Annotated in this window: 14 protein-coding genes; 7 read left to right on the forward strand and 7 right to left on the reverse strand. The window is 68.1% G+C overall.

Translation table 11 applies throughout. From position 1 onward, the window contains the following. Positions 1–49: 49 nt before the first annotated feature. The 5 genes from BRESU_RS07860 (at position 50) to BRESU_RS17375 (ending at position 11,470) form a co-directional block, all read left to right on the forward strand. Complete coding sequence (locus BRESU_RS07860; RefSeq protein ID WP_013269006.1) at positions 50–1,204, forward strand: GNAT family N-acetyltransferase; 1,155 nt, start codon at positions 50–52, stop codon at positions 1,202–1,204. Between the two features lie 11 nt (positions 1,205–1,215). Next, positions 1,216–2,145: a cupin-like domain-containing protein gene (locus BRESU_RS07865; protein ID WP_013269007.1), complete on the forward strand. Its 930-nt coding sequence runs from the start codon at positions 1,216–1,218 to the stop codon at positions 2,143–2,145. A 594-nt stretch (positions 2,146–2,739) separates the two neighbouring features. Continuing rightward, complete coding sequence (rpoB, locus tag BRESU_RS07870; protein WP_013269008.1) at positions 2,740–6,855, forward strand: DNA-directed RNA polymerase subunit beta; 4,116 nt, start codon at positions 2,740–2,742, stop codon at positions 6,853–6,855. 100 nt (positions 6,856–6,955) lie between these two features. After that, positions 6,956–11,149 carry a DNA-directed RNA polymerase subunit beta' gene (gene rpoC / locus BRESU_RS07875; protein ID WP_013269009.1) on the forward strand — a complete coding sequence of 1,398 codons (4,194 nt, stop codon included), beginning with the start codon at positions 6,956–6,958 and terminating at the stop codon, positions 11,147–11,149. Between the two features lie 156 nt (positions 11,150–11,305). Continuing rightward, positions 11,306–11,470: a hypothetical protein gene (locus BRESU_RS17375; protein ID WP_013269010.1), complete on the forward strand. Its 165-nt coding sequence runs from the start codon at positions 11,306–11,308 to the stop codon at positions 11,468–11,470. A 15-nt stretch (positions 11,471–11,485) separates the two neighbouring features. Here the strand turns inward: BRESU_RS17375 and BRESU_RS07880 are convergent, their stop codons facing one another. The 5 genes from BRESU_RS07880 to BRESU_RS17380 form a co-directional block, all read right to left on the reverse strand. Beyond that, a complete protein-coding gene (locus BRESU_RS07880) occupies positions 11,486–12,280 on the reverse strand; it encodes a hypothetical protein (RefSeq protein WP_013269011.1) in 795 nt (264 codons plus the stop codon). A 96-nt stretch (positions 12,281–12,376) separates the two neighbouring features. Next, positions 12,377–12,790, reverse strand: coding sequence for a DUF5990 family protein (locus BRESU_RS07885; RefSeq protein WP_013269012.1), 414 nt, complete (start codon positions 12,788–12,790; stop codon positions 12,377–12,379). Continuing rightward, positions 12,783–13,496, reverse strand: a complete 714-nt coding sequence (locus BRESU_RS07890; RefSeq protein ID WP_013269013.1) for an NUDIX hydrolase — start codon at positions 13,494–13,496, stop codon at positions 12,783–12,785. Before BRESU_RS07890 ends, BRESU_RS07885 begins: the two co-directional genes overlap by 8 nt. 52 nt (positions 13,497–13,548) lie before the next feature. After that, positions 13,549–13,905, reverse strand: a complete 357-nt coding sequence (locus BRESU_RS07895; RefSeq protein ID WP_013269014.1) for a VOC family protein — start codon at positions 13,903–13,905, stop codon at positions 13,549–13,551. Continuing rightward, positions 13,902–14,537 carry a hypothetical protein gene (locus tag BRESU_RS17380; RefSeq protein ID WP_013269015.1) on the reverse strand — a complete coding sequence of 212 codons (636 nt, stop codon included), beginning with the start codon at positions 14,535–14,537 and terminating at the stop codon, positions 13,902–13,904. The genes BRESU_RS07895 and BRESU_RS17380 overlap by 4 nt, the downstream gene beginning before the upstream one ends. A gap of 159 nt (positions 14,538–14,696) precedes the next feature. Between BRESU_RS17380 and BRESU_RS16890 the strand changes: the two genes are divergently transcribed. After that, the gene (locus BRESU_RS16890) at positions 14,697–15,212 is read left to right on the forward strand and encodes a TetR/AcrR family transcriptional regulator (RefSeq protein ID WP_013269016.1); all 516 of its coding nucleotides are present in this window, start codon (positions 14,697–14,699) and stop codon (positions 15,210–15,212) included. A gap of 57 nt (positions 15,213–15,269) precedes the next feature. Here BRESU_RS16890 and BRESU_RS07910 read toward each other — a convergent pair whose 3' ends face one another. Together BRESU_RS07910 and rnr are read right to left on the reverse strand one after the other, a co-directional pair. Further along, on the reverse strand, positions 15,270–15,704 hold the full coding sequence (locus tag BRESU_RS07910; protein WP_013269017.1) for a hypothetical protein: 435 nt from the start codon (positions 15,702–15,704) through the stop codon (positions 15,270–15,272). A gap of 86 nt (positions 15,705–15,790) precedes the next feature. Continuing rightward, on the reverse strand, positions 15,791–18,121 hold the full coding sequence (rnr, locus tag BRESU_RS07915; RefSeq protein WP_013269018.1) for a ribonuclease R: 2,331 nt from the start codon (positions 18,119–18,121) through the stop codon (positions 15,791–15,793). Between the two features lie 112 nt (positions 18,122–18,233). Here rnr and BRESU_RS07920 point away from each other — a divergent pair, with 112 nt between their 5' ends. Then, on the forward strand, positions 18,234–19,646 hold the full coding sequence (locus tag BRESU_RS07920; RefSeq protein ID WP_013269019.1) for a pyridoxal-phosphate dependent enzyme: 1,413 nt from the start codon (positions 18,234–18,236) through the stop codon (positions 19,644–19,646). Position 19,647: the final 1 nt, after the last annotated feature.

A 19,647-nucleotide genomic window follows, 5' to 3' on the forward strand; every position in this document is an offset into this window, starting at 1 on the left:
GACATGCGGTGGAACGGCGCTTGCGGACGCAGGCGTCCAGGAGACGTGCATGGCCGGAACGCTACAGATCGAGGTCGTCAAGGCGGACCAGCTGACGGTCGCCGACGTGGCCCTGTGGCGTCAGATGACCGACGCCAATCCCGATTTGGCCAGCCCCTATTTCCGGTGGGAGTTCACCGAGATCGCATCGCGGATCAGTCCGGACGCGGCGGTCGCGATCCTGACCCGCGACGGGCGGACCGTCGGATACTTCCCGCATCAGCGCCGCGGATCGGCGATCCAGCCCCTGGGCGCGCCGATGAACGACTATCATGGCGTCATCGCCATGCCGGGCGAGGCCCCGACCCTGGCCGCGGTGGCCGAACTGCTGGGCGCGCCGCGCCTGAACGTCTCGGCCTGGGTCGGACCGTCGGGGGCGGGGAGCCTGCGCGAGACCCTGATGACCGTCGTGCCCGAAGCGGGCGAGGCCTCCTATCACGGCTGGTACGCCGAGCGCCGCCAGACCTGGGGCAAGTATTTCAAGGACAAGGAGCGGGCCCGCCGCAGCCTGGAGGCCGAGCTGGGGCCGATCCGCGTCGAGCACGGCCTGCGCGACCCGGAACTGCTGGATCATCTGATCGGGCTGAAGCGCGACCAGTACGCCCGAACGGGGCGGCATGACATCTTCGCGTGCGGCTGGACGGCCGAACTGCTGCACGCCCTGATGGCGGAGACGCGGACCGATTTCGGAGCCTCGATGGCGGCCCTGTGGGCGGGCGACCGGCTGACGGCCATCGAATATTCGCTGCACGCGGGCGACCGCTACCATTTCTGGTTCCCGGCCTACGAGCCCGCCCTGGCGCGGTGTTCGCCGGGCATCCTGCTGACCATGGACACGATGCGGCTGGGCTGCGCGGCGGGGTTCCGGGTGTTCGACTTCGGGTTCGGGGGCGAGGGCTACAAGAAGTATTTCTGCAATGCGACCCAGAGCGTGCGCGAGGCCGTGGTGCTGAAACCCGGTCTGCGAGCCAGTCTGTCGGACGTGGCGGTCGGGCTGCTGGACAGCGCGTCCGGCGGACGGGGCGAGCGGCTGCGCACCAGCGTGCGGCGTCGCTGGGCCGCCATCGAGGCCTGCGAGACCACGCCCGCCAACCGCTTCATGGGGGCGGTCGCGGCCGCCGGCGTCGCCGTGCGCAAGGCGACCGGTCGGCAGGCCGCGGCCTGAAAGAGATGACGATGAGCCAGACACAAGCGGCGACCGCCGGCCGCCGCACCCGCTATCCCGGCCCGATCGCCGAGGCGAAGAAGCATCCGCATGGTCTGGTCGAGCAGGGGTTCGCCTCCGACGAGGCCCTGGCCGAGATCCTGCACCGCTATCCGGCCCACCTGTTCGACATCAACCTGTACGACTACGACGACGAAGGTCAGGTCTCGCTGAGGACCGGCGCGCGCGGCACCCTGTCGGGCGACCAGATGCTGGCGGCGATCCAGGCCGGGCGGCTGTGGGTCAATCTGAGGCAGGCGGAGCAGGGCTGCCCCGACCTGTGGCGCGCGGCGATGGGCGAATTCGCCAGGATCCAGGCGACCTATCCCGGCATGAAAGCCGTGACCAATGCCGGTCAGCTGATCATCTCGTCGCCCGTGGCCCGGGTGCCCTATCATTTCGACGCCGCCGGGGTGGTGCTGTTCCACCTGCGGGGTCGCAAGCGGCTGTTCATCTATCCGGGCGACGAGGCGCATCTGCCCGAACAGGCGATGGAGCAGGTCGTGGCGCGCCAGACGACCGAGGAACTGCCCTATACGCGGGCTTTCGAGGCCGATGCCCAGGTGATGGACCTTGAGCCCGGCGAGGCCCTGACCTGGCCGCTGTATGCGCCGCACCGTGTCGAGAACCTGGACAAGTTCTGCGTCAGCCTGTCGATGGACTTCCAGACCTGGCCGACGCGCTTTCGCAATGGTGCGATCTACACCAATGCCGTGATCCGCAGCCGGGGCGGGCGTCCGCGCTTCACCGACAGCATGTCGACGCCGGAACTGGCGGCGCGCTGGGCCGCGTCGCTGGCGCTGCGTCGCGTGGGCGGGCTCAAGAGCCGGATCGCGCATTTCGAGCGGGACTTCACCCCTGATGCCAAGGCGGCGGACGGGGCAGGGGCCTTGCCGGCCTAGACCAGGCGGCGCTTCAGTTGGCGTATGGATGTCCAGAAAGAGGTGCATCACAGCGATCACAACGGGCCACAGCGAACACGACGAAACCCAGACTGAGGCGCCGGCGCCGATCCCTTCCTTCTGGCTCGATGTCCCGTCGACGAGAGGATCGGCGGCGACGCCGCCCTTCTATCGTTTCGGCACCAGAGGAGAACGGCGACCCTAACGACCACTCGGTCTCGTCGTGTCCTCCGTGACTTCGCTGTGTCCGCCGTGATGAACCTGTGCGGCCGCCGCTGCAACGAAAGGTTCAGGCTCGCCCGGTTCCCGAAAATCGCGCGACGGGCCTTTATTTCGCCCGCGAAGCGCGTATATGTGCGCGTTCCGCAATCACTCCATGATTCCGCGCGAAAGCGCCGAGGCCCGGTCCGTCGCCCTCCGACCGAGCGAAGGCGTGGCTCCTTACCCAGGGAGCTTACCAGATTTCAGGCCTCCTGATGCGCGAAAGCGCGTCGAGGGTGGAGGCCGAAACCGACTGTCACGGGACACCGAACGGTGCCCTGTGCCGCTGCATTTCACGCGCGTCTCCCCCGGCGCGCGACATGGGAAAACAGAATGACTGACGTCCTGAACGGTCTCACCATCAATGGTCAGATCGCATCGGCCACGACCTTCACCGGCAAGAAGCGCATCCGCAAATCGTTCGGCCGCATCCCCGAGGCGGTGCAGATGCCGAACCTGATCGAGGTTCAGCGCGAATCCTACGAGCAGTTCCTGCAGCGCGAGGTCCGTCCGGGCGTCCGCAAGGAACAGGGCATCGAGGCCGTGTTCAAGTCGGTCTTCCCGATCAAGGACTTCAACGAACGCGCCGTGCTGGAATACGTGTCCTACGAATTCGAGGACCCCAAGTACGACGTCGAGGAATGCATCCAGCGCGACATGACCTATGCCGCGCCGCTGAAGGTCAAGCTGCGCCTGATCGTGTTCGAGGCGGACGAGGAAACGGGCGCGCGCTCGGTCAAGGACATCAAGGAGCAGGACGTCTACATGGGGGACATCCCCCTGATGACGGACAAGGGGACCTTCATCGTCAACGGCACCGAGCGGGTGATCGTCTCGCAGATGCACCGGTCGCCGGGCGTCTTCTTCGACCACGACAAGGGCAAGACCCACTCCTCGGGCAAGCTGCTGTTCGCCGCGCGGGTGATCCCGTACCGCGGCTCGTGGCTGGACTTCGAGTTCGACGCCAAGGACATCGTGTTCGTCCGCATCGACCGTCGCCGCAAGCTGCCCGCCTCGACCTTCCTGATGGCCCTGGGCATGGACGGCGAAGAGATCCTGCGCACCTTCTACGAGACCGTGCCGTACGAGAAGCGCGGCGACGGCTGGGTCACCCCCTACAAGGCCGAACGCTGGAGGGGCGTGAAGCCCGAGTTCGATCTGGTCGATGCCGACACCGGCGAGATCGTCGCCCAGGCCGGCCAGAAGATCAGCGCTCGCGCCGCCAAGAAGCTGGGTGACACCACCAAGTCGCTGTCGCTCGCGGCCGACGCCCTGGTGACCCGCTACCTGGCCGCCGACGCCGTCAACTACGAGACCGGCGAGATCTATGCCGAAGCCGGCGACGAGCTGGACGCGCCGACCATCGAACTGCTGGAAGAGCGCGGCTTCACCACCATCGACGTGCTGGACATCGACCACGTCACGGTCGGCGCCTACATGCGCAACACCCTGCGGGTCGACAAGTCGACGGGCCGCGAGGACGCGCTGTTCGACATCTATCGCGTGATGCGCCCCGGCGAGCCCCCGACCCCGGAAGCCGCCGAAGCCATGTTCAACTCGCTGTTCTTCGACGGCGAGCGTTACGACCTGTCGGCCGTCGGCCGGGTCAAGATGAACATGCGTCTGGAAACGCCGGAAGTGTCCGACGAAATCCGCGTCCTGCAGAAGGACGACGTGCTGAAGGTGCTGCAGATTCTCGTCGGCCTGAAGGACGGCCGCGGCGAGATCGACGACATCGACAACCTGGGCAACCGCCGGGTCCGTTCGGTCGGCGAGCTGCTGGAAAACCAGTACCGCGTCGGTCTGCTGCGCATGGAGCGCGCCATCAAGGAGCGCATGTCGTCGGTCGATATCGACACGGTGATGCCGCACGACCTGATCAACGCGAAGCCGGCCGCGGCCTCGGTGCGTGAATTCTTCGGCTCGTCGCAGCTGTCGCAGTTCATGGACCAGACGAACCCGCTGTCCGAGATCACCCACAAGCGGCGCCTGTCGGCGCTTGGACCGGGCGGTCTGACGCGCGAGCGCGCGGGCTTCGAAGTCCGCGACGTGCACCCGACCCACTACGGCCGCATCTGCCCGATCGAAACGCCGGAAGGCCCGAACATCGGCCTGATCAACTCGCTGGCGACCCACGCCCGGGTCAACAAATACGGCTTCATCGAGAGCCCGTACCGGCGCGTGAAGGACGGCAAGGCCCTAGACGAGGTGGTCTACATCTCGGCCATGGAGGAGTCGAAATACACGATCGCCCAGGCGAACATCGCCCTCAAGGACGGCATGATCGTCGACGAACTGGTCCCGGGCCGGATCAACGGCGACTCGCAGCTGCTGATCCGCGCCGACGTCGACATGATGGACGTGTCGCCGAAACAGGTCGTCTCGGTCGCCGCGGCCCTGATCCCCTTCCTGGAAAACGACGACGCCAACCGGGCCCTGATGGGCGCGAACATGCAGCGTCAGGCCGTGCCTCTGGTGCAGTCGGACGCGCCGCTGGTCGGCACCGGCATGGAAGCGGTCGTCGCCCGTGACTCTGGGGCCGTCGTGGTCGCCCGTCGTGACGGCGTGGTCGAACAGATCGACGGCACGCGGATCGTGGTCCGCGCCACCGGCGACCTGGACGCCGGCCGTTCGGGCGTCGACATCTACCGCCTGTCGAAGTTCCAGCGCTCCAACCAGTCGACCTGCATCAACCAGCGCCCGATCGTGCGCGTGGGCGATGAAGTGAAGACCGGCGACGTGATCGCCGACGGCCCGTCGACGGACCTGGGCGAACTGGCCCTGGGCCGGAACGCGCTCGTCGCCTTCATGCCGTGGAACGGCTACAACTTCGAGGACTCGATCCTGATCTCCGAGCGCATCGTGCGCGACGACGTCTTCACCTCGATCCACCTCGAGGAGTTCGAGGTCATGGCCCGCGATACGAAGCTTGGGCCTGAGGAAATCACCCGCGACATCCCCAACGTCGGCGAGGAAGCCCTGCGCAACCTCGACGAGGCGGGCATCGTGGCCATCGGCGCCGAGGTCCAGCCGGGCGACATCCTGTGCGGCAAGGTCACGCCCAAGGGCGAAAGCCCGATGACCCCCGAAGAGAAGCTGCTGCGGGCCATCTTCGGCGAGAAGGCTTCGGACGTCCGCGACACCTCGCTGCGCCTGCCGCCCGGCGTGGCCGGCACGATCGTCGACGTGCGCGTGTTCAACCGCCACGGCGTCGACAAGGACGAACGCGCCATGTCGATCGAACGCGACGAGATCGAACGCCTGGGCAAGGACCGCGACGACGAACTCGCGATCCTGGAGCGCAACACCTACGGCCGCCTGAAGCCCCTGCTGCTGGGCAAGAACGCCGTCTCGGGTCCCAAGGGCCTGGGTCGCGGTGAAGTGACGGACGCCAAGCTGGGCGAGCTGTCGCGCGGCCTGTGGTGGCAGATCGCCCTCGACGACGAGAAGGCGATGGGCGAGCTGGAGCAGATGAAGAAGTCGTTCGAGGACGCCCGCAAGGCGCTCGACCGTCGCTTCGAGGACAAGGTCGAGAAGCTGCAGCGCGGCGACGAACTGCCCCCCGGCGTGATGAAGATGGTCAAGGTGTTCGTGGCCGTGAAGCGCAAGCTTCAGCCCGGGGACAAGATGGCCGGTCGTCACGGCAACAAGGGCGTCATCTCCAAGATCCTGCCGATCGAGGACATGCCGCACCTGGAAGACGGGACCTCGGTCGACGTCGTTCTGAACCCGCTGGGCGTGCCTTCGCGCATGAACATCGGCCAGATCTTCGAAACCCACCTGGGTTGGGCCTCGGCCGGACTGGGCAAGCAGATCCAGGGTCTGCTGGAAGCCTGGCAGGGCGGTGGCCAGAAGCAGGCGCTGATCGATCACCTGACCGGCATCTACGGCGAGGACACCCCTCTGCCGCAGGACGAGCACGAGCTGGTCGAGCTGGCGCAGAACCTTTCCAAGGGCGTTCCGTTCGCCACCCCGGTGTTCGACGGCGCGCACATCTCGGACATCGAGGACCTGCTGGAGAAGGCCGGTCTGGAGCGTTCGGGTCAGTCGATCGTCTATGACGGCACGACCGGCGAGCAGTTCAAGCGCCCGGTCACGGTCGGCTACATCTACATGCTGAAGCTGCACCACCTGGTCGACGACAAGATCCACGCCCGTTCGATCGGACCGTACTCGCTCGTCACCCAGCAACCGCTGGGCGGCAAGGCGCAGTTCGGCGGACAGCGCTTCGGGGAGATGGAGGTCTGGGCTCTGGAAGCCTACGGCGCCGCCTACACCCTGCAGGAGATGCTGACCGTGAAGTCCGACGACGTGGCCGGACGGACGAAGGTCTACGAGGCCATCGTGCGCGGCGACGACAGCTTCGAGGCGGGCATTCCCGAGAGCTTCAACGTTCTCATCAAGGAAATGCGCTCGCTGGGTCTGAACGTGGAGCTGGAGAACAGCTGACCGACCGAATGATCCCTCCTCGCGCAAGCGGGGAGGGACGGTCCCTCCGCCCTCTCCATCTTTCGAATTTTACGCGGCCCCCGCCGCAGAAGGAATCAAGATGAACCAGGAAGTCCTGAACATCTTCAACGCGGTCCCGGTCACCCCGACCTTCGACCAGATCAAGATCGCCCTCGCGTCCCCCGAAAAGATCCGCTCGTGGTCCTTCGGCGAGATCAAGAAGCCCGAGACGATCAACTACCGCACGTTCAAGCCCGAGCGTGACGGCCTGTTCTGCGCGCGTATCTTTGGCCCGACCAAGGATTACGAATGCCTGTGCGGCAAGTACAAGCGCATGAAATACAAGGGCATCATCTGCGAGAAGTGCGGCGTGGAGGTCACCCTGGCCCGCGTCCGGCGCGAGCGGATGGGCCACATCGAACTGGCGTCCCCCGTCGCCCACATCTGGTTCCTGAAGTCCCTGCCGTCGCGCATCTCGCTGATGCTCGACATGGCGCTGAAGGACGTGGAGCGGGTGCTCTACTTCGAGAACTACATCGTCACCGAGCCGGGCCTGACCCCGCTGAAGCAGAACCAGCTGCTGACGGAAGACGAGTTCTATCGCTACCAAGACGAGTTCGGCGATGACGGCTTCACGGCCGAGATTGGCGCCGAGGCCGTGCGCAACCTGCTGATGGGCATCGACCTGCACTCGGAGGCCGAACGCCACCGCGGCGAACTGGCCGACAGCCCGTCGGAAGTGAAAGCCAAGAAGGCCTCCAAGCGCCTGAAGCTGATCGAGGCCTTCCTCGAATCCGGCAACAAGCCCGAGTGGATGATCCTGACGGTCGTGCCGGTCATCCCGCCGGAACTGCGTCCGCTGGTGCCGCTGGACGGCGGTCGTTTCGCGACCTCCGACCTGAACGACCTGTACCGCCGCGTGATCAACCGCAACAACCGCCTGAAGCGGCTGATGGAACTGCGCGCGCCCGACATCATCATCCGCAACGAAAAGCGGATGCTGCAGGAATCGGTCGACGCCCTGTTCGACAACGGCCGTCGCGGTCGCGTCATCACGGGCGCCAACAAGCGTCCGCTGAAGTCGCTGGCCGACATGCTGAAGGGCAAGCAGGGCCGCTTCCGCCAGAACCTTCTGGGCAAGCGCGTCGACTATTCGGGCCGTTCGGTCATCGTGGTCGGTCCCGACCTCAAGCTGCACGAGTGCGGCCTGCCCAAGAAGATGGCGCTCGAGCTGTTCAAGCCGTTCATCTATGCGCGTCTGGACGCCAAGGGCCTGTCGGGCACCGTCAAACAGTCCAAGCGCATGGTCGAGCGCGAACAGCCCCAGGTGTGGGACATCCTCGAAGAGGTGATCCGCGAGCACCCGGTCATGCTGAACCGCGCGCCGACGCTCCACCGTCTGGGCATCCAGGCGTTCGAGCCCAAGCTGATCGAAGGCAAGGCCATCCAGCTGCACCCGCTGGTCTGCGCCGCGTTCAACGCCGACTTCGACGGCGACCAGATGGCCGTGCACGTCCCGCTGAGCCTCGAGGCCCAGCTGGAAGCGCGCGTCCTGATGATGTCGACCAACAACATCCTGTCGCCCGCCAACGGCAAGCCGATCATCGTGCCGTCGCAGGACATCGTCCTGGGCCTGTACTACCTGTCGCTGGTCAAGGACGGTGAGCCCGGTGAAGGCAAGCTGTTCGCCAACGTCGGCGAGATCGACGCGGCGCTCGACGCCGGTGTCGTAACCCTGCACACCCGCATCAAGGCGCGCTGGACCGAGGAAGACAAGGACGGCAACGAGATCACCAAGGTGATCGACACGACGCCGGGCCGGATGAAGCTGGGCGCCCTGCTGCCCAAGAACCCGAACGTCGGCTACCGCCTGCTCGAGAAGAACCTGACGAAGAAGGAAATCGGCAACCTGATCGACGTGGTCTATCGCCACTGCGGTCAGAAGGCGACGGTGATCTTCGCCGACCAGATGATGGGGCTGGGCTTCAAGGAAGCCGCGCGCGCCGGCATCTCGTTCGGCAAGGACGACATCGTGATCCCGGCCAAGAAGGTCGAGATCGTCGCCGCCACCCGCACGCTGGTCGAGGAATACGAGCAGCAGTACGCCGACGGCCTGATCACTAAGGGCGAGAAGTACAACAAGGTCGTCGACGCCTGGGCCAAGGCCACGGACCGGGTCGCCGACGAGATGATGGGCGAGATCGCGCAGCCGCGCGTCCTGGCCTCGGGTCGTACGGCCGAAATCAACTCGGTCTACATGATGGCCAACTCCGGTGCCCGCGGATCGCAGGCCCAGATGAAGCAGCTCGGCGGGATGCGCGGCCTGATGGCCAAGCCGTCCGGCGAGATCATCGAGACCCCGATCGTGTCGAACTTCAAGGAAGGCCTGACCGTCCTCGAATACTTCAACTCGACCCACGGGGCCCGTAAGGGTCTGGCCGACACCGCGCTGAAGACCGCCAACTCGGGTTACCTGACCCGCCGTCTGGTGGACGTGGCGCAGGACTCGATCGTCACCGAGGAAGACTGCGGTTCCACGCGGGGCATCACCCTGCGCGCCGTGGTCGAGGGCGGCGACGTCCTGGTCTCGCTGGGGCAACGCGTCCTGGGTCGCTACAACGCCGAGGACATCAAGGCCCCGGGCACCGACACCGTGCTGTTCCCGGCCGACACCTATCTGGTGGAGGACGTGGTCGAGGTCATCGACCGCGAGGGCGTCCAGTCGGTGAAGGTCCGCTCGGCCCTGACCTGCGAGGCCGAAGCCGGCATCTGCGGCATGTGCTACGGCCGTGACTTGGCCCGCGGCACCAACGTCAACATCGGCGAAGCGGTCGGCGTCATCGCGGCGCAATCGATCGGCGAGCCGGGCACCCAGCTGACGATGCGGACCTTCCACATCGGCGGCACGGCCCAGGTGGCGGAAACCTCGTTCTACGAGGCGACCAACGCCGGGATCATCAAGATCGTCGGACCGACCGTCACCGGCACCCAGGGCGACCTGGTGTCGATGAGCCGCAACGTCGTCGTCACCGTCATGGTCGATGGCAAGGACCGCGAGTCGTACAAGATCCCGTACGGCGGCCGTCTGCGCGTCAAGGAAGGCGAAGAGGTCAAGAAGAACCAACGCCTGGCCGAGTGGGACCCCTACACCACCCCGATCATCACCGAAGTCGGCGGCACCGTCCGCTTCGAGGATCTGACCGAGGGCCTGTCGTTCCGCGAGGAGACCGACGAAGCGACGGGCATCGCCCAGCGCGTCGTCATCGACTGGCGTGCCTCGCCCCGCGGTTCGGACCTGCGTCCGGCCATGGGAATCACGGCGGGCGACGCCTACACCAAGCTGGCCTCGGGCTCCGACGCCCGGTACCTGCTGCCGGTGGGGGCCATCCTGTCGGTCGCCAACGGCGACGAGGTCAAGCCCGGCGAGATCCTGGCCCGTATCCCGACCGAGGGTGCCAAGACGCGCGACATCACCGGCGGTCTGCCGCGGGTGGCCGAGCTGTTCGAGGCCCGTCGTCCCAAGGATTGCGCGGTCATCGCCGAGATGGACGGCCGGGTCGAATTCGGTCGCGACTACAAGAACAAGCGCCGGATCAAGATCACGCCGGAGCTGAACGCGGACGGCGAACAGCCCGAAGCGGTCGAGTTCCTGATCCCCAAGGGCAAGCACATCTCCGTCCACGACGGCGATCTGATCCAGAAGGGCGACTACATCATCGACGGCAACCCCGATCCGCACGATCTGCTGCGCATCCAGGGCGTCGAGGCGCTGGCCGAGTATCTGGTGAACGAAGTGCAGGAGGTCTATCGACTGCAGGGCGTGCCGATCAACGACAAGCACATCGAGGTGATCGTTCGCCAGATGCTGCAGAAGGTCGAGATCATCGACTCGGGTGAGACCACCCTGATCCGTGGCGACACGGTCGAGGTGGCCGAGGCGGTCCTGGAGAACGAGAAGGTCGAGAAGCGTGGCGGCCGTCCGGCCACGACGCAGCCCGTCCTGCTCGGCATCACCAAGGCGTCGCTGCAGACCCGCAGCTTCATCTCGGCGGCGTCCTTCCAGGAGACCACCCGCGTCCTCACCGACGCGTCGGTCAACGGCAAGAAGGACACGCTGGAAGGCCTGAAGGAGAACGTCATCGTCGGCCGCCTGATCCCGGCGGGCACGGGGGCCTACCTCCGCAGCCTGCAGAAGGTCGCCAATGCCCGCGACGCCGAGCTGACCTCGACCCGCGAAGCCGCGATCGAGCCCCTGCCGGCCGAGCTGCAACTGGAGCTGGCCGAGAGCGAGTGATCGCTCTTCACAGCTGAAGACGAATGAGGGCGGTTCCGGCGACGGAGCCGCCCTTTTTCATGGGTCAGCGCCCTTCAAGGGCTGCAGCCTGGGGTTGCGGATTGCCGTTGACGTGGTCAGGGACCCCCTGCATCCTTCGCAGGACGAGAGGCGGGAATGACTAAAGCCAACAGGAAACACGGCAGCGCCGACAGCGTGCTGTGGGCCGTCACCCTCCTCGCCCTGGGCGCGATGACCTACCTCATGGCGATGAACGCGATGGTCGATCTCGGGGCCGCCGCTCACGACGCCTTCTGCACGGAGCACGGCTGGGCCGTCTGAGGGCGGCGGGCCGGATTACTCCATCTTGCGGTTGTTGCGCAGGCGGTCGTCGGTCATCTCGAACCCCGGTCGCAGAAGCGCCCCGGCGCAGGACCCGCGCAGGTTGCCGCCGGGACAGTCCGGGCTGGCCCCGACGATACCGGAACCGGCGCGGCCGCCGCGCAGGGAATCGTGCAGCGCCAGGGCGGCCGCTCCGTCGCGTGCGAACTGGGCCTCGCGCCGTGCTTCCGACGGCGTCAGGGTGCGGGGGCCCAGCGGTCCGGCGCGGCCGGCGGCCTCGTTGAAGCGGTCGTCGCACAGCCGTTGCTCGGACGGGTTGAGCCGGCCGTCCATGGCGCGACAGCCGGCGGCCCCCAGGCGCATGGATCGGGCGACGGCGGCCCGCATCGTCTCGGGCGTGACCTGCCACGGATCGACCGACGACGGGGCGGCGTCGGCGGGGGCTTCGGCGGCGATTCGCGGGGACAGGGGCGCGGGCGAGGCTTCGGCCTGACCGGGAACCGGCGGCGCGATCGACCGGCTGGCGGGGACCTCGCCTACGGTCGGCGTGGCCTCGGTGCGCGCCGACGCCGGCGCGGCGACGCGGGCGACCTCTCCGCGGAGGAGGGGGCGCGGCTCCATCTGGATGAAGACGGGCATTTCGTCGAAGGCGACCGTCGGGGCGGCCGGCGGCTCGAAGAACCGCAGGGCCAGAGGCGTCAGGATGGCGACGTGAACCAGGACGGAGGCGGCCATCAGCGCGGCGCGGCGGCGTTCGACCGACCCGAAGGACGGACGGCGCGGCACGAGACTCACACTGGCGTCGACCACCTATTCCCCCACCCAATCCCGCAGAGGTTGACCGGCGACCGTGGCGGGATCAGGGCATCGCGGACAGGCGCTTTGCGGCTTCCGGGATGACCATTTTCAGCCGACGGTCTGCCACGGGTCCAGCGGGCGCACCGTCGCGCAGGCGGGCAGGCCGTCCTTGCCGCGCCCGGGCAGCGTGGCCTCGATCACCGCGCCGGGCCTGAGGAGGTCGGCGGCAATCTCGTGCACGTCGATCTTGGCGCGGCGGCTGATGTGCCGGCCGATCGCATCCGTCTGGCCCGCCTGGCCGGCGATGGCGAGATAGATGAAGCGCCGGACAGGGCCCTCGCGGCGCACGAAGGGGCCGCCAAGCCGGCCGTCGGGGCGCAGCGTCACGGGCACGTCGAACGACAGGGGTGCGTCGGTCGCGATGCGGATGTCGACCGGCAGGCTCTTCGCATCCTGAAGGCTGTAGTGGAGACCGGCGACAGGGTCGGCGATCGTCAGGCGCAGGGTCAGGGTCTCAGTCATGGGTCACCTGATGGGTGCCGCGCACCATGCGCACGAACGGGATGGGACGCCCCTTGTGGGTCAGCCGCTCGGCCACCTCGGTGAGGACGAAGCGGGTGATGGAGGGCAGGTCGAGGGCGCGGGCGGCCTCGAGCGGGAGCCAGGCGATCTCGTCCAGCTCGCCCGATCCGGCCGTGGGTTCGGGGGCCAGCAGGGCTGCGGCATCGGCCATGAAGAACCGGGCATCGAACCGCCGCGTCCGGCCCGGCGGCGTGATGGCGCGCGCGACATAGTCCAGGGCGGCGAGGTCGGCCAGGGCCCCGGCGGCCCGGAACTCGCGCCACGGCCCGGCGACGGAGGCGGGCGGGGCCGGGCGGCCGAGGATCAGCCCGGTCTCCTCGAACGTCTCACGTACCGCCGTCAGGCACAGGGCGCGGGCGCGATGGGGTGCCAGTTCGGTCTCCAGACGGGCCCGGGTGGCGGCGGAGGGCTCGGTGGCCGAGGCGGCGGAGAAGTCAGAGCGGTCGATCCGCCCGCCGGGAAAGACCCATTTCGACGCCATGAAGACGTGGCCCGGCGCGCGCCGGCCCATCAGGACCTGGGGGTGCCGGCCGGAGCGGACCAGGATCAGGGTCGCGGCATCCTTCGGACGTTGCCGGGGGCCGGGCGCGCGCGGGGCGTCCGCCAGATCCTGGGCAGCGTCGAAAGGCTGGTGAGCGGACGGCATGTCCGAGCGATGCCACGCGGGCGAGGGCAAGGAAAGAGTGGCGGATGCGCCGTCAGTCCAGCACGCGGCCGATGCGGACCAGCGCCCCGGACGGGTCGCTGACCGCGAACTCATAGGTTCCCCAGATGCGGGCATGCGGACCCTGGGGTTCGATGATCAGGTCGCGCACCCGGTCGGCGACGGCGTCGACGTCCTCCACATAGAGGTAGAGGCCCAGGGGATTGTCCTCGACACGGCGCGGCCAGCCGGGCGTGGACCGCAGGTGGATGCGCCAGCCCCGGCCGTCGTCGAGCAGACGATAGTCGCCATGGTCGCTGACGACTTCGAAGCCGAGGCGACGATAGAAGGCGGTGCTGGCCTCGAGGTCGCGGGCGGGGACGATGGCGGCGGCGTGATGGCGTTCTGTCATGGGCCTTCCTGTGGGCGAGCGAGGATCATGGTCGCCGCGGTGGACAGAGACCAGAGGGCGAAGGCCGCCGTGGCCGCGACTGCGACGTGGAGGCCGAAACCGCCGTCGGTCGTGGTGTGCCAGAGCGACAGGGCGGCGAGGGCGACCCCCAGACCCGCCGCCACGCGACCTGCAAGGGAGAGACGCCACAGGCCCGGGGACCAGGCGGCGGCCCCGAGCGCGACGAGCATCGTGCCGAGAGCGGTGAGGCTCTGGTTCAGGGCCCAGAAGGCGCGGCCGCCGGCCTCGCGGATCACGGGGTCGGACGTGGACGCCATCAGCCGGCCGGTCGCGAAACCGTTGACGAGGGCCGCTCCGGCCAGGGCCAGGAAGCCGGCCCAGAGCAGGACCGCCCCGGCGCGGGTCAACAGGCGGGTGCCGCCGAGACGTCGCCTGACGCCCTCCAGACCGACGGCGAGCGCGAGCAGACAGCCGATCATGGCGGCGTGGACGAAGCCGTTCGACCAGTCGCTGAGCAGAAGGCCATCCTCATGCGTGGTGTCGAACGACGTCGGATGGTGCAGCATCAGGACCAGGGCGAATGCCGTCGCCGCTACGATGAGAACGCCGTCGGCGCGGGTCTGGTCGGTCATGGTGGTCCCCGTTTCAGAGGCCCTGTGTGCCCGGGGTCCGCGCGCCGGGCGACAGACGACGTCGGCCGAAGTCCGGTAGCGGACGAATGACCGGGAATGTCCGGAACGGGGGCGAGGGTTCGGGCTGAACCCCGGCGGGCGATCGTCTAGGGTGCGGAAATGACCGAGGCCGTCGAGGATCTGGACCGGCGCAGCCAGCGGACCCGCAAGGCGGTGTTCGACGCCTTCACGCGCCTGATCTTCGCGCGCCGCTACAGCGCCATGCGGACGTCGGACCTGATCGAGGAAGCGGGCGTCGGGCGTTCGACCTTCTACGAGCATTTCCGCAACAAGGATGACGTGATGGTCTGGGCCATCGATCCGATCTTCGCGCCCCTGGCCGAGGCCGGGGCGGGCAGGGCCAGCCTGCCTCGGCTGCGGTTCGTGGTGGACCACCTGTGGGAGCGCCGGGCGCTGGCGCGGGTGATGTTCGAGCCGCCACTGGCGGCCAAGCTGCAGCGGAAACTGGCGGGGATGATCGAGGCGCGGCTGGGCGGGCAGACGCCGGGCGGCATTCCGCCGGCCATGACGGCGGCCGCGACCGCCGCCGGCCAGCTGGCTATGCTGCAGGTGTGGCTGAGCGGCGAGGTGCCGTGCGAACAGGCGGCGTTGGCGCGACGGCTGGCGGGGGGCTGACGGCCCGTCCATCGCCGCGACCGGTGGCAGGAAGGACCCGGGCTGCGCCTCGGGCGATCAGCCCGCCTCGGCCTCGGCCTCCGCTTCCGCCTCGCCGTTGCCTTGCCCGATGGCCGCGATGCGGGCCTCGAGGGCCTGCCGGACTTCGGGCGAGCAGTCGCTGGCGGTCGTCGTCGCCCCGGCAGCGGGGGTTGCGGCGGGGGCGACGATCAGGTCCTCGACCAGGCTCGACGCGGCGGCGCGGAGCGGGGGCTCCTCGATGCCGGCCACCGCCGTCTGGGCCAGGCGCGTGGCGTCGACGTCTTCCCAGCCGCAGGTCGCGGCCGCCAGTTTGAGCAGCCGGGCGGCCTCCACGCCCTGCACGATCTCGGGATGGCTTGCCTCCAGTGCGGCCATGGCGGCGTTGCGCCCGGCCGCCCCGACATCGACGTCGCCACAGGCGGAGACGGCAAGGGCCGCGACGGCGGACAGAGCCGGAACCAGACGGGGCATGACGATCACTCCATTGAAGCCTTGGCCGGTCATATCAGACCGGGGTGGTCCTGACAGGGCGACCGATTGGCCGAGGGGACCGGGGCCTAGCGCCGCTTGCCCTTCCGGACGCCCTTGGGCGTGCCGCCGCGCGGAGGTTTGGGACCGCCGGGACGGCCGATGCCGCGCTTGGGCGGGCCGTTGCCGCCGGTGCCTGGACCGCGGCCGCGCATCCCGAGGCGCGGGGCGGGGGCGTTGGGGTCGCGCGGCTCGGGGTCCGACAGCATCTCGAACAGCAGGCCGCCGGTGATGGGGGTGGCCTCTCTGAGCTTGATCTCGACGGGACGACCCAGGGTGTAGCGCTGGCCCGAGCGTTCGCCGACGAGGGCGTGGGCGCGGTCGTCGTGGGTGAAGTACTCGCTGCCCAGCGACGAGACGGGCACGAGGCCGTCGGCGCCCGTCTCGTCCAGCCGGACGAACAGGCCGAAGCGGGTCACGCCGGTGATGCGGCCGGTGAAGGTCGCGCCGACCCGGTCTTCGAGGAAGGCGGCGATGTAGCGGTCCATGGCATCGCGCTCGGCGGCCATCGACCGCCGCTCGGTCTGGGTCACCTGGTCGGCGATGGCGGGCAGTTCGGCGATCTCGCGGTCGGTCAGGCCGTCGCTGCCCAGGTTCAGCGCCCGGATCAGGCCCCGGTGCACGATCAGGTCGGAATAGCGCCGGATCGGCGAGGTGAAGTGGGCGTAGCGATCCAGGTTCAGGCCGAAATGGCCGACGTTCTCGGGGCTGTAGATGGCCTGCATCTGGGAGCGCAGGACGACCTCGTTGACGACCTCGGCGTGGGGGCCGTCGCGGGTCTCGTCCAGCAGCTTGTTGAACCGCTTGGTGGTCGGAGCCTCGCCCTTGTTCCACGGCTTGCCGAGGGTCGACAGGAAGTCGGCCAGATTGAAGACTTTCTCCTGGCTGGGGGTGTCGTGGACGCGGAAGATCAGGGGGGTCCGCTTGGCCTCAAGGGTCTCGGCGGCGCAGACGTTGGCCTGGACCATCATCTCCTCGATCAGGCGGTGGGCCTCCAGGCTGACACGCTTCTCGATCGAGGCGATGCCGCCGTCGGGCGACATCCGGATGCGCCGTTCGGCCGAGTCGATCTGCAGGGGGGCGCGCTTCAGCCGGCCCTTCAGCATGGTGTGGTAGGCGTTCCACAGCGGCCGCAGGATCGCGTCCAGGATCGGGCCGGTCGTGTCGTCGGTGCCCCCGCCGGTCTCGACGCCGTCGATCGCGGCCTGCGCCTGTTCGTAGCTGAGCTTGGCGTGGCTGCGCATCAGGCCACGGTGGAATTTGTGGCCCAGTTTTCGTCCGTCGCTGTCGAAGACCATGCGGACGGCCAGGGTCGCGCGGTTCTCGCCTTCCTTCAGGCTGCACAGGCCGTTCGACAGCCGCTCGGGCAGCATCGGCTCGACGCGGTCGGGGAAATAGGTGGAGTTGCCCTTGGCCCGCGCCTCGCGGTCCAGGCTGGTGTTGGGGCGGACATAGGCGGCGACGTCGGCGATGGCGACCCAGACGATCCAGCCGTCCTCGTTCTTCGGATCCTCGTCGCGCTGGGCGTAGACGGCGTCGTCGTGGTCGCGGGCGTCGGCGGGGTCGATGGTGACGAAGGGGATGTCGCGCAGGTCGTCGCGGCCCTTCAGCGTCGGCAGGTCCTGGTTCTCGGCCTCCTGCTCCACGGCCTCCGAGAAGCCCATGGGCACGCCGTGGGTGTGGATGGCGATCAGGGAGGCGGCGCGGGGATCGTCCTCGCGGCCGACGGTCTCGAGGATCTTGCCCCGCTTGTGGCCATAGCGCTGGTCGGACTTCTCGATGGCAGCCAGCACCAGGTCGCCGTCGCGCAGGTCCGTCGCCTGCACCGCGGGCACGATCAGGACGTCCTTGGAGCGCCGGTCGACGGGCTCGACCCGCGTCTCCTTGTTGGATTTCCGGATGACGCCGAGGACGCGGTTGTTGTTCGTGTCGAGCTTCTTGATCAGCCGGGCTTCCCAGCCGTTCGGGCCGAGCTCGAACTTGGCGAGAACGCGGTCACCCAGGCCGGGGGCGGGGCCCGGCGTTCCCTTGTCGGGGATCAGCAGGGCGTTGGGCGCATCGGCCGAGGCCTCGACCATGCGGACGTAGAGCTCGCCGTCGTTGTCCTTCTCGACCACATCGGCGACGCCGACGGGGGGCAGGGCACCGGCTTCGGAGAAACCCTTGCGGCCGCGCTTGCCGAGTTTGCCGGCGGCTTCGAGGCCGCGGATCATTTCGCGCAGGGCGCGACGGTCCTCGCCCTTGAGGCCGAAGTGGCGGGCGATATCGCCCTTTTCCGCCGATCCGGCGTCACGCAGGAAGGCCAGCAGGGTGGCCTCGTCCGGCAATCCGGCGGCGGGTTTTCTTGGGTGTTTGGTCATTGAGTTCCTATGTAGGGCGCTTCGCGTAAAAGGGCGAAATGTTGCGCCGCTTGACCGGATGAGGTCGGGCGATCAGCTTCCGCCGCGCCTTTCCGTTCCGGAGTCTGTCTGAATGTCTTCCTCGTCCCTCGCCGAACACCCGACCCTGAGCGCGCCGACCGGTTCGCTGCTGGACCTGATCGGCAAGACGCCGATGGTGGAGGTGACGCGGATCGACACGGGGCCGTGCCGTCTTTTCCTGAAGCTGGAGGCCCAGAACCCGGGGGGCTCGATCAAGGACCGTATCGCCCTGTCGATGATCGCGGCAGCGGAGGCTGAGGGGTATCTGAAACCCGGCGGCACGATCGTCGAGGCGACGGCCGGCAACACGGGCCTGGCGCTTACTCTCGTAGGTCAGGCCAAGGGCTATAAGGTGCTGCTGGTCATCCCGGACAAGATGTCCAAGGAAAAAATCCAGCACCTGCGGGCGATGGGGGCGGATGTCCGGCTGACGCGGTCCGACGTCGCGCACGGGCATCCCGAGTATTACACCGACATGGCCGAGCGGCTGGCGCAGCAGATCCCGGGCGGGTTCTTCGTCAACCAATTCAACAACCATGCGAACTCCGAAGCACATGTGAAGACGACGGGCCCCGAGATCTGGGAGCAGATGGGTCACGACATCGACGCCTATGTCGCCGGCATCGGCTCGGGCGGAACGATCACCGGCGTGGCCCAGTATCTGAAGAGCCAGGGCTCGAACGCCGAGATCGTCCTGGCCGATCCGGTCGGGTCGGTGCTGGCCGGTATCGTCAACGAAGGCGTCCCGGGTCCGGAGGGCAGCTATACCGTCGAGGGCATCGGGCAGAACTTCGTCCCGGATACGGCGGACATGAGCCTGATCGACAAGGCCTATTCCATCCCGGACGCCGAGGCCGTGGCGACGGTGCGCGAGCTGCTGCTGAAGGAGGGCATCCTGGCCGGGTCGTCGTCGGGCACGCTGATCGCGGCGGCCCTGCGCTGGTGCCGCGAGCAGACCGAGCCGAAGCGCTGCGTGACCTTCGTCTGCGACACCGGGGCGAAATATCTGTCCAAGGTCTACAACGACGCCTGGCTGGCCGACCAAGGGCTGGGCGAGCGGGTGATCCAGGGTGACCTGTCCGACCTGATCAGCCGCAAATACGAGAAGGGCGACGTGGTCACGGCCGGGCCGGACGACACCCTGGACACGGCGTTCAAGCGCATGCGCGGGGCCGACGTGTCCCAGCTGCCAATCATCCAGGAGGGCCGGCTGGTCGGTATCCTGGACGAGAGCGACATCGTCCACATCATGAACACCGACGAGATCACGCGACGCGAGCGCTTTGCCAAGCCGGTCTCCTCGGCCATGACGCGCGATCTGGACACGGTGCAGGTGACCGAGCCTCTGGACTCGCTGATCCCCCTGTTCGACCGCGACCGGGTGGCGATCGTGCTGGATGGCGAGACGTTCGTCGGCCTGATCGCCCGCGTCGACCTGATCAACCACCTCAGCCTGAACCGGTAGG

Origin of the sequence: Brevundimonas subvibrioides ATCC 15264 (assembly GCF_000144605.1) — a bacterium.
Classification (GTDB): domain Bacteria; phylum Pseudomonadota; class Alphaproteobacteria; order Caulobacterales; family Caulobacteraceae; genus Brevundimonas; species Brevundimonas subvibrioides.

Coding starts and splice junctions, on each gene's coding strand:
- BRESU_RS07860 (WP_013269006.1), top strand. CDS start 50: ATGGCCGGAACGCTACAGATCGAGGTCGTCAAGGCGGACCAGCTGACG.
- BRESU_RS07865 (WP_013269007.1), top strand. CDS start 1,216: ATGAGCCAGACACAAGCGGCGACCGCCGGCCGCCGCACCCGCTATCCC.
- rpoB (WP_013269008.1), top strand. CDS start 2,740: ATGACTGACGTCCTGAACGGTCTCACCATCAATGGTCAGATCGCATCG.
- rpoC (WP_013269009.1), top strand. CDS start 6,956: ATGAACCAGGAAGTCCTGAACATCTTCAACGCGGTCCCGGTCACCCCG.
- BRESU_RS17375 (WP_013269010.1), top strand. CDS start 11,306: ATGACTAAAGCCAACAGGAAACACGGCAGCGCCGACAGCGTGCTGTGG.
- BRESU_RS07885 (WP_013269012.1), bottom strand. CDS start 12,790: ATGACTGAGACCCTGACCCTGCGCCTGACGATCGCCGACCCTGTCGCC.
- BRESU_RS07890 (WP_013269013.1), bottom strand. CDS start 13,496: ATGCCGTCCGCTCACCAGCCTTTCGACGCTGCCCAGGATCTGGCGGAC.
- BRESU_RS07895 (WP_013269014.1), bottom strand. CDS start 13,905: ATGACAGAACGCCATCACGCCGCCGCCATCGTCCCCGCCCGCGACCTC.
- BRESU_RS17380 (WP_013269015.1), bottom strand. CDS start 14,537: ATGACCGACCAGACCCGCGCCGACGGCGTTCTCATCGTAGCGGCGACG.
- BRESU_RS16890 (WP_013269016.1), top strand. CDS start 14,697: ATGACCGAGGCCGTCGAGGATCTGGACCGGCGCAGCCAGCGGACCCGC.
- BRESU_RS07910 (WP_013269017.1), bottom strand. CDS start 15,704: ATGCCCCGTCTGGTTCCGGCTCTGTCCGCCGTCGCGGCCCTTGCCGTC.
- rnr (WP_013269018.1), bottom strand. CDS start 18,121: ATGACCAAACACCCAAGAAAACCCGCCGCCGGATTGCCGGACGAGGCC.
- BRESU_RS07920 (WP_013269019.1), top strand. CDS start 18,234: ATGTCTTCCTCGTCCCTCGCCGAACACCCGACCCTGAGCGCGCCGACC.